Source organism: Rheinheimera sp., assembly GCF_020217005.1.
GTDB lineage: Bacteria > Pseudomonadota > Gammaproteobacteria > Enterobacterales > Alteromonadaceae > Pararheinheimera.
This window is the reverse complement of record NZ_JAIWOI010000226.1, coordinates 1-10,000: the sequence shown is the minus strand read 5'-3', so window position 1 is coordinate 10,000 and position 10,000 is coordinate 1. Positions and strand designations below refer to the sequence as shown.

At 49.3% G+C, this 10,000-nt stretch carries 7 protein-coding genes; 1 reads left to right on the top strand and 6 read right to left on the bottom strand.

Annotated features, from left to right (window positions below; all coding sequences use genetic code 11):
• Positions 1 to 115: 115 nt before the first annotated feature.
• From LDL40_RS11120 to LDL40_RS11095, 6 genes are read right to left on the bottom strand one after another with little or no spacing between them, the layout of a single operon-like run.
• Complete coding sequence (locus tag LDL40_RS11120; protein ID WP_300995441.1) at positions 116 to 1,561, bottom strand: alkaline phosphatase family protein; 1,446 nt, start codon at positions 1,559 to 1,561, stop codon at positions 116 to 118.
• Positions 1,551 to 2,783, bottom strand: coding sequence for a metabolite traffic protein EboE (gene eboE, locus LDL40_RS11115; protein WP_300995440.1), 1,233 nt, complete (start codon positions 2,781 to 2,783; stop codon positions 1,551 to 1,553). The genes LDL40_RS11120 and eboE overlap by 11 nt, the downstream gene beginning before the upstream one ends.
• The gene (locus tag LDL40_RS11110; protein ID WP_300995439.1) at positions 2,780 to 3,676 is read right to left on the bottom strand and encodes a TatD family hydrolase; all 897 of its coding nucleotides are present in this window, start codon (positions 3,674 to 3,676) and stop codon (positions 2,780 to 2,782) included. Before LDL40_RS11110 ends, eboE begins: the two co-directional genes overlap by 4 nt.
• On the bottom strand, positions 3,670 to 4,464 hold the full coding sequence (locus tag LDL40_RS11105; protein ID WP_300995438.1) for an EboA domain-containing protein: 795 nt from the start codon (positions 4,462 to 4,464) through the stop codon (positions 3,670 to 3,672). The genes LDL40_RS11110 and LDL40_RS11105 overlap by 7 nt, the downstream gene beginning before the upstream one ends.
• 33 nt (positions 4,465 to 4,497) lie before the next feature.
• Entirely contained in the window at positions 4,498 to 5,403 is a 906-nt protein-coding gene (locus tag LDL40_RS11100; RefSeq protein ID WP_300995436.1) for a UbiA family prenyltransferase, read from the bottom strand.
• Complete coding sequence (locus LDL40_RS11095) at positions 5,400 to 7,313, bottom strand: 3-dehydroquinate synthase (protein ID WP_300995435.1); 1,914 nt, start codon at positions 7,311 to 7,313, stop codon at positions 5,400 to 5,402. The genes LDL40_RS11100 and LDL40_RS11095 overlap by 4 nt, the downstream gene beginning before the upstream one ends.
• 309 nt (positions 7,314 to 7,622) lie before the next feature.
• Between LDL40_RS11095 and LDL40_RS11090 the strand changes: the two genes are divergently transcribed.
• Positions 7,623 to 10,000 (top strand): SNF2-related protein (locus LDL40_RS11090; RefSeq protein ID WP_300995434.1); only part of this gene is annotated, 2,378 nt, incomplete at its 3' end.

Here is a 10,000-nt window from a genome sequence, read left to right as displayed (position 1 = left end):
TGCAAGGTGGCTGAAGCTGATGCGCCGTAGGTAAAAAAGTTACTGCAGTCAAAACGGCTTTGTTGGCTTTGAGCCTGACAAGCGGCGGGCGCTAATGCCAGCAGAAAAATAGCTGCTATTCTCCACATAAAATCTCCTTAGATGGCTTTTTTTGTTCGCAAGGGCATCCTAAAAAATGCTGTAGGATCAGTTGTTTTACTGCTGTCATAGGTAGGCTGGCCGCAAGGCCGGTTTTTTTACTCTGGATTAACATAGGCCCGGTTAAGGCTGAGCTGGCTGGTCGGCCATGGCTGCCTTTGACCAGGCTGGTGTCCAATGGGATCAGGTCCATATAGATGCGAAACCCCAGTTTTTTCTTCAGCAAACGCTGCAGCACCCGCAGTTTGGGAAAACGAATTTCAGGGTCAATAAAGAGTTCCAGCGGGTCATAACCAGGTTTGCGGTGAATATCGACGGTGCGGGCAAAGTCGGGGGCCTTGTTGTCGTCGAACCAATAGTAATAATCAAACCAGTACCCAGCCTGGGCGACAGCAAGCAAATCGCCGCTGCGGCTGTGCTGGATTTGCAATTCCTGCTGCTCGGACTGATCCAATACTCTGTCGACACCTGTCACTTGTTCCAGCAAAATTTTTACCTTTTCCGCATCCTTTGGCTCCTTTAGGTAGATATGAGCGATTTGGTGGTCTGCTACAGCAAAGGCTTTACTGGCTCCTGCGTCCAACAGTTCCCAATGCAAGGATTGACGCACCTGCAACAGACCTTCGGCCCGCAAAATACGGTTTAGTGAAATAGATTGCTGCACCGGCTCTATGCCGTATTCCGACAGCAGCATTAAGGCCGCGCCCTGACTGTGGGCAAAGTCGACCAGCCGGCCAATTTCAGTGTCTATGGCCCGGACATCCTGTTTTATCGCCGGATCGTCTGGGCCAAGTCGTTGCAGGTTGTAATCCAGATGGGGCAGATACACTAACTGCAGATCTGGCTTATTTAACGAGAATTCGCTGATGGCGCAGTCCACTATCCAGCGACTGGAGGCTATACCAGCTGCAGGTCCCCAAAAGTGCTGGAATGGAAAAGGGCCATGTTTGGTTTCGATAAAGTGTTGCAATGAGGCCGGCTCTGAATACAAGCCAAAGATCTTGCGGCCATCCGCCGGATAGTGGGGGCGTGGGGTAATAGCTGCGTCGACATCGGCGTACATGTTGTACCACCAGAACAGCTGAGAACAGCGAAAATCCGGGATATTCTTTTTCAGTTCATGCCAGACTTTTTCACCTTGCATCAGACTATTTGGTTGCAGCCAAAACCGTACTTCGGCCTGATCGCGAAAATACCAACCGTTGCCCACTATGCCGTGCCCTGCGGGTGGTAAACCTGTCAGCATACTGGCCTGCGCTGTGGTGGTCAGGGCCGGAAAAACACCTTCTAAAGCACAACTTTCGCCTTGGGCTATCAGCTGATTCAGCCTTGGGCTATGTTCCCCCAGCAAAGCCGGAGTTAAGGCCACAACATTAACCACTATTAACGGCTGGCGTTCTGACTGCCTGTGTTTAGCTGACATGGCTGAGTCCTTCTGATTGCTGCAACAATTGGCGTTGTTGCAGTTGCTGCCAAACCCAGCTCAACTCCTGCGCTATGCCCGCAATTAAAGCTGCATCTCCATCGGGCCTTAAAGCCTGGGGTAATACATTCCAGCTGTAAGTCTCCACTTCCAGCACCGGATGGCAGTCTTTGTGATCCCGCAGGAAATCAAAACATTGTTGTAACGCGGCTTGGCTGCCACAAAGTTCGGGCAACAGCAATTGCTGATGAAACAGCGGCAAATGAAAATGCACCCGCAATTCTTTGTAGTGTTCCAGCCATTGATCAGGCCGCCACAGGGCTTCGGGTAAGTCGGCCCATTGCTGTAACTGGCCGTCAGCGGATAAGGCTTTTGCCTGATGCAGGTAGGTCGATTCGGCAAAATCAGCCAGCAGTGCCAGTACTTCGGAACGTCTGGCCCAATTCAGTTTGTCCAGTTTCAACACCAGCGCACTGGATAGCTGAATTTTGCCTATTGCAATGCCAGCCTGATGCAGTTCTGTCAGCGACTGGTAGCAGTTTTCATGCAATACAGCCTGGTGACAGACATCAAAACATAAGCCTAAAAACTCTTGATTGGGGTCCAGCTGTTGCCAATGCCGGAAAAACTCCAGGCTTTGAGCTGTGGTCTGCAGCACACAATCCGGCTCCATTTCCAGACAAAACAAAATCCGTTTGCCTGTAGTAGCTTTTAACTCAGCCAGATAGTGAGTGAATTGCAGCAATTGTTGCTCTGCCTTTTGCTGCTTTGCTGCGCTCCAGTGCGCCTGATAACCCAAAGGTACAGTGGAGATAACGCCCTGCCCGCAATCATCCGGCAAACAATTGGCCAGAATGGCTGCCAGTTGTTTGCTGTAGTGCAGGCGCTCTGGTTCAGACCAATCTGGCAAATAAGCGCCGGTTTTTACTTTGGCCTGATGAAAGTTGCCAAAAGGAAAACCGTTGAGTGAAGTTAAGCGGATGCCATGCTGCTTGAGTTGCTGTTGAAACAACAACAATGCCGCGGGTTGCTGTAATTCAGCGGCCGCGGCAGCACTTAGCCACAAACCTGAATCCAGTTGCTCCAGTTGTTGCTGCTGCCGCACAGGCGCGATAAAACGGCTGAAGTTGGCAATGACTTCTGTCAGGCTTTCGCCAGCATGCACATTGCTGCAATACCCCAGTTCGCCGGGCTGCCAGAATGAGGACGCCTGCCCAGTCATTTGTTTGTCCTTTCTATGATGGGTTCCTGACCACGCAGCGCAGAGTTCTCCTGCCATTGCTGACTTTGGTCGATACGCAAAGGACTGCTGACCAGCTGCTTATCCAGCCGCCCACTTTGCGCAAAAAAATCCACAGGATTGTGAAACAGCACCAGTTCAACCTGCTGTTCTGTAAAACCTGCGTCCAGCATGGCCTGGCCTGTTTTAGGAACTTTCAGTGGGTCGCTGATCCCCCAGTCAGCGGCACTGTTAACAATCATTTGTTCAGTGCCGTACTGCTTCAGCAATGCCACCATCCGTTGTTCGGACATTTTGGTATTGGGGTAAATGGAGTGACCGCGCCAGCAGTTGCTGTCGAGCACCAGCGGTAAGGTCAGCTCGTTTAAGTGGTCAATCACTACCATATGTTCAGCTATACCCACGTCGCGTATCACTGCCAAAGTGCGTTTGGTGCCGCCAATTTTGTCTCTGTGTGGGGTATGCACTAACACAGGCAGGTTATGAATTCTAGCCAGCTCCAATTGGGCTGCTAAAAAACGGTCTTCTTCTGGGGTAATGTCGTCGTAGCCTATTTCGCCCACGGCCAGTACACCGTCTTTTTGCAGATAACGTGGCAGCAGAGCCAAAACTTCATCGGCCAGAGACAAATCGTTGGCTTCTTTTGGGTTAAGGCCCATAGTACAAAAATGATGAATGCCAAATTGGCTGGCACGGAATCGTTCCCAGCCCAGCAAGGTATCAAAATAATCAATAAAACTACCGACTGAAGTTCGGGCCTGACCTTGCCAGAAAGCCGGTTCAATCACAGCCGTGATGCCAGCGGCGGCCATATTCTGATAGTCGTCTGTGGTTCTGGACACCATATGGATATGAGGATCAAAAAACTTCAGCATAAATCTGGTCCTTGTTGTGTGAGTTGAAATAATTGTGGCTGTTCGAACCCTTGTTGCTGTGCAGCCTGTCGCCAGAAATGCTGGTGTGCTGAACTGGTCAAAAGCTGATGAATCAGTTGATGTTGTGTTTGATCTAAATGCTTCAACAAAATGGCAAAAGCTATTGTTGCCGGTGGATTACGCCCAGCTGCCAGCCGCTCTGCCACCAGTTCAAATGCTAATCGGCTTAACTGTTGATCCTGCCGCTGCTGTAACCCTGAGATGGCTCTGATATCCAAATCCATAAACAAGGCCTTGAGTACAAGTTGATGAAATGCATTGGATTTATAGTGACGGGCTGGATAATGGTTATGTAACGCAATTGCAGAAAATACCTGGCTGTTGTTGGTGCGGCCGGCCTGTATGGCCAAATCCTGCAGCAGACCATTGGGGTCAAAAAAGCTCAGCGCTTTGAGCCAGCCTATTTTTTCGTCATCATCTGAGCTGCGAAATACCTGCCGGAAAAGCAGCTCAGGTTCTGACAATGCATCTGTATGCAGTGCCCGCGCCAGCAATAACACTCTGGCCAATTGGGTTAAAGTCCAGTCGCCAGGTAAAACGCTTTGTACCACTGCATCGCCGACTTGACGTCTGGTTTGAGCGCTGGCCAGCAACAAAGCGTCAGACTTGGTCTTTGCCGCTGAAATCTGCTGCAATTGATGTTGCAGCCAGTCGGAAGCCGCACTATCTAACTCTGAGTTTAGTAGCGCTTCTAATTGCTGGCTCTGTGAATGGTTGGGGATCAGCATTAGCGCAGGTCTCCTTAGCTTTGTCTGAAGCATTTAGCTGGCTCTGACCCAGAGCTGGAAGCGCGGCAGCAATGCAAAAACCACTATACAAAGCAAACTGGCCTGCCACTGGCCAACACTGGCGAGCACTAAGGCATCCAGCAGTGGAATACTGGCAAGCAGTAGGCCTATCAGCGGGCGGACCCTGAGCTGAGCTGCTGTTAAATAACTGGTGCTAATCCAGAGGATCCAGACTGTGAAGAACAGTAGTAGAAGCCAAAACAGCAGGTGTTCAGGTTGATGTAACGCCAGCAACAAAGGAGAGAACAGCAAGAGCACAGGCCAGCGCTGATCTAACTGATTCTGATGTTCCTGCTGCGCCAGATAGGTGACTCCAGCAATAAATCCAGCCAACACGGCGCCAGCCATTAACAGTTGCAGATCAGGTGTAGCCACCAGAGTCGCCGCGACCAGATAAACACCAAAACGACAGAGCCCCATCAGCCAGACACTATGGCGGAATTGTTTATGCCAGAGGTTGTAAGCGCAAATGACCAGCAGTAAAAATAAGCTGGCCGCCAGACTTGGCCAGAGATCTGCAGCTCCATTTTTGAGCCAGGCCAGTATCAGAATTAAAAAAACAGCACTAGCCAGACAAAAAACAGCAACAGTCTGTACTAGTTCTTGTCTGACTCTGCCCTGATTTATTGGCCTCGGATTTTGATGCTGTTTATCCCAGTCTGCATCAAACACATCATTCAGCAGCATGCCTCCGACATACATCAGAGATAATGCCAACATGGTTGCTGGCAGCAGACCAGCTATGCTGATAGACCAGTTCCAGGTCGCATAATGTTGCCCTGCGCCAGTCAGTAATGCAGCGGCAAGTACATTGGTCCAGACACTGGGTAAATTAGAAACCCGGCCTAGATCCAGCCACACTTTCAGTTCGCTGCTCATAAAGGGCACCACTGCAAAGAGCCATCTGGTTGTTGCCCAAGTTCTGCCAGTTGTAACAGTGCTTGCTGCATCAAAGGCAGCTGAATTTCGTGGACATTCTGGTAAGCACCGAGCCGGGTGAGTAATGGGATAGAGAGCTCACCGCCCAAATGTTGTCTGAAGTCTTCCAGGCCAGCCAGGATTAATGGCATACCCTTAGCGTCAGTGGCGGCCAGCTCAGGTTGCCACAAGCTAAAACCAAGCTGTCGCAGCAAGTGGATCAGACGCATAGCTTCAGTTTGACCTAGCCAGCCCAATTGCACGGCATACAAGGCATCCAGCACCATACCTATGGCAACGGCTTCGCCATGCCGAACTCTGTAATGGCTTAAATTCTCCAGTTTATGTGCAGACCAGTGGCCGTAATCCAAAGGTCTGCCGTTGCCTCGTTCAAAGGGGTCGCCACCCTGAGTGATTTTTTCCAAATGCAGTTGGGCGCAGCGATAAATAGCGTATTTACTGGCTTGTCCGGCAAATAGCCGCAGTTCTTTGTGATGTTGTTCCAGCCAGCAAAAAAACTCTGTGTCTTTAATAGCGGCAACTTTGATGGCTTCAGCCAGTCCGGCAATACGCTCTCGTTGTGGTAAACAACTCAATAGTGAAAAATCATTGATCACGGCATCAGGTGGACAAAAACAACCTAACAAGTTTTTGTGGCCAAAAGCGTTAATGCCGTTTTTAACTCCAACTCCGGCGTCGTTTTGCGCCAGCACAGTTGTCGGGATACGCGCCATGCGAATGCCCCGGTGAAAGGTAGAGCAGGCATAGCCTACAGTGTCTAAAGTAGCTCCGCCGCCTAGCGCTAAAACCCAACTATGTCTGTCTATGCCGTGATGCAGCAGCAACTGGTACAACTGATCCAGCACTGGCTGTTGTTTTGTCTGCTCACCCGCTGTTAGTGCTATAGGCCCGGCCAGTAAAGTTAATTCCTGCGCATAAAAGTCGAAATAGCGCTGAATATCTCTGGCGAGGTCCGGATTAGCCTGCAGCAGGCTGGCATCTGCAAAAATTAATACCTTAGTTGCAGGGGCTGATGGTTGGGATTTGGGGTACAGTAAATCCAGTAAAGTCAGGTTCGCAGTGGCGAAAATTTGTTCGCTGAATATCACAGGAAATTGATAGCTGATCTCGAACTGAGCCATTAGGTTTGGAGTTGCGTTAACGGAGTTTTGATTTAATTGACTTGTCCTTTTTGACCAGAACCAGGACGCCAGCATAAAGAGGCCCGGCAATACCATGGCGGACAACACCACCAGCCAAAAGGCTTCTTCACCTGCCAGTGCAGTACCTATGTAGCCGTATGCCATGGCCAGCCCAAAATTGGCCAACATAGTCAGCAGCAAAAACTGGCGCACCGGATACCCTTGCATGCCAGCGGCTAATACAGATGTTTCGGCCAAAACTGGTACTCCTCTGAGCAGCACCAGAGCTGTGCCTCCGAGATGAGTCTGCATGGTACTGGCTTTCTGTTTTTCTGCCGGGCTGAGCCAGGTCCGGCTGAGCAGGCGCAGGTACCCTGCACCGAGCAGATAACCCAAAATACAACCCATAGTCAGTCCGGTAAAAATTACCAGGCTACCTGTTACAGGCCCCAACAAAGCGACAGCAGCCAAGCCAATCATACTGGATGGCACAGGCAGTAACACATCCAGAGCCAGTATCAACACTAACAGCAAGGCAAAGCTCAGTATGGAAAAGTGACTATCGGTAGTGAGCTGGCCCAGTTCTGTGATCCAAAGCCTTATTTGCTGCTCAAAGCTTAAAAAGCTGGCGATAACCAAAGTGGCAAATAATGCAATAGACAACCAAAACTGCGTTGGCGATAGATCAGATTGTTGGCCTTGTTTTTCCGGGCTGTAGTGCTGAGACATGCGGCAATCCTTTGTGTGCTTATGTTTTTGCAGCTGTTTTTTGTTGGTATAACAGGTATTTATCTGTCGCCCTGAGCTTAGACGATGTTTCATTTTTCAGGCCAAAATAAAGGTGTTATAAAGTTTATATTTTTCTTATTTTTGATAAGTTACTGATTTTATTTAAAATAAATTTTAGGTTATTTTTCCTGTTTCTACTTTGGTGCTCTTGTTGTTGTGTGGGGGGAGGCGAAAGTGCAAGGACTTTGCTTTGGCTGTTCAGCAAATTGAGGTAGCATAAACGCCATTTGGTTTTAAAAAATTTGGCGTATGACGGCTGATTTTGTTTTTCCTGTCTCTTCTGAGCAGCTACAACTCTGGTTTCACCCTGCCACCTTTCATAAGGCGCGGGCTTATTTTTTGGCCGGAAAAGTGGTGCAGCTGGATTACGAGCCTGACTTTTCGCAAATTCGCAGTCAGGTCTGGGGTGATGGTTTTAGTCCTTTTAAACAGCTGATTTCTATTTCGGAGCGCGATGGTCAGGTGCAACTGACAGACTCCTGCACCTGCTCTGAAGGCAACAGATGCAAACATGTGCTGGCTGCCTTACTGAAATTGAAACATCAGTTGGATCAGTTGCAGCAAAAAGCTGTGCAGCAGCCGGTGCGACAGCTTAATCAGTGGTTTAGTGAAGCTGAGCAATACAATCCTCCGGCAAACACAGTAAAGACTGAAGATACTGTTTTGTATGAATTGCGCCCAAGTAGTCTGGGTTTGCAGTTGCTGCCGAAAAGGGTAAAGCAAGCCAAAAATGGCAGTTACAGCAAGGGTAAAATCATTGCCCAAAGTGAACTGGCTGGGCAGGTAAGGCCTTTATGGCTGGCCGAAGACGACTACAGGTTATTGCAACAATTTTTTGCTTTTGACTTACGTCGCCAGGCCTTGCTGGAGGATCAGTGGGGTTATCAGCTGCTGTTAAAAATGCTGGAAACAGGCCGTTGTGTGCTGGACGAAGAACGCCGCGAGTTGAGCTGGAGTGAGACGTTGCCACTGCAATTACGCTGGCTCAAAAGCAAAGCAGGCTGGCAGTTATTGCAACTGATGCCCAAAGATAAGGAACTGGAACTGATCTATACAGATCCGCCTTGTTATCTCGACCTCGTCAACAATCAGTTGGGTTTACTTGAAAGTGAGATCACAGGCCGCGAGTTAAAACTTTTAATGCGGATGCCACCTGTACCAGCCAGCGTTTTGCCAGACAGCATGAAACGGCTGCAGCAAATTTTCCCCACGCTGAATTTACCTATGCCGGATGACAGTGCGGTACAAAAAATTGAAAGCAAACCAAGGCCTGTGTTGCAACTTAAATTGCTGACGCAAAAAAACAAAGTCAGCAAAGCTGTGGCTGTTTTACAAATGGCCTATGGCCCGCATTTATTGCCACTGGATTTACAGCAATCCCAGACGCAACTACAACTGGATAATCAGACGGTCTTTATCCGCCGTGATCGCGACAGCGAAATCAAAGCACTGGAAACTCTATCTGTGTATGGTTTGCGCTCTGTGCCAGTTGAGCAGTCTGCAACCCCCTATTTTGACTGCGGCGAAGGGCCAGAAAATCCACTGCTTTGGCAGCCTTTGTTGCAGGCTGTGCCAGAGTTAAAACAACAAGGTTGGAGTATTGAGCAGGACAAAGCTTTTAATCAGGCGGTGATCCACGCCAAAGCCTATCTGGAAGTGACAGACAAACACACCGGTGGTTTTGGTTTAGCTATTCAGGTGGAAATTGACGGCCAACACATTCCGCTTTTGCCTTTAATCACTCAGTGGCTGCGTAGTTATGGTTTGCCAGCGGCCGATGAAACCTTGTGGCTCAGTTTACCTCAGGGCAAATTGCCTTTGCCTGTCAGTCTGATCCAGCCCTTGATCGACACCATAGTTGAGCTGCTGAATCTGAAAAAAACACCGGGCGAAATAGAGTTGCCGGATTACAAAGCCGCTTTATTGCCTGGCCCCGGAGCAGAAGAAATCCGTTATTTAAATGCCGGACGTTTGCAGCAATTGGTCACTCAGTTGCATCATTTTGACGGCATTGAAGATGTCAAAGCGCCGCTTAGTTTAAAAGCTCAACTGCGATCCTATCAGCAGCAAGGATTAAGCTGGCTTTGTTTTCTGCGCCGTTTTGGTTTAGGCGGTATTTTGGCCGACGATATGGGCCTGGGTAAAACGGTGCAAACTCTGGCGTTTTTGCTACATCAGCAAGAATCAGGTTTGCTAAAACATCCTGCGTTAATCGTCTGCCCAACCAGCTTATTAGGGAACTGGGCACAGGAAGCCGCCCGATTTGCGCCTTCGCTGAAAGTACTGACTTTATATGGCCCCAAACGTCAGGCGCTGTTTGACCAGCTGGAGAACTACGATTTGATAGTCACCAGTTATCCGCTATTGGTGCGGGACTTAGCTTATTACCAGACACATCACTTCAGTCTGATGGCGCTGGACGAAGCTCAGCATATTAAAAATGCCGGTTCACAGTCGGCGCAAAGCGCGAGATTAGTCAAAGCTGACTTTAAGCTGGCTTTAACGGGCACACCGCTGGAAAACCACTTAGGTGAACTTAAAGCTTTGTTTGATTTTGTCTTGCCTGGGTTATTAGGTACTGAAGCTCGTTTCCAGCAGGTGTTTCGCAAGCCAATCGAAAAGTCAGC

Bases quoted from the DNA above. Each gene is read 5' to 3' on its own strand.
- LDL40_RS11120 (WP_300995441.1), bottom strand. From the start codon at position 1,561: ATGTCAGCTAAACACAGGCAGTCAGAACGCCAGCCGTTAATAGTGGTT.
- LDL40_RS11100 (WP_300995436.1), bottom strand. From the start codon at position 5,403: ATGAGCAGCGAACTGAAAGTGTGGCTGGATCTAGGCCGGGTTTCTAAT.
- LDL40_RS11110 (WP_300995439.1), bottom strand. From the start codon at position 3,676: ATGCTGAAGTTTTTTGATCCTCATATCCATATGGTGTCCAGAACCACA.
- LDL40_RS11095 (WP_300995435.1), bottom strand. From the start codon at position 7,313: ATGTCTCAGCACTACAGCCCGGAAAAACAAGGCCAACAATCTGATCTA.
- LDL40_RS11105 (WP_300995438.1), bottom strand. From the start codon at position 4,464: ATGCTGATCCCCAACCATTCACAGAGCCAGCAATTAGAAGCGCTACTA.
- eboE (WP_300995440.1), bottom strand. From the start codon at position 2,783: ATGACTGGGCAGGCGTCCTCATTCTGGCAGCCCGGCGAACTGGGGTAT.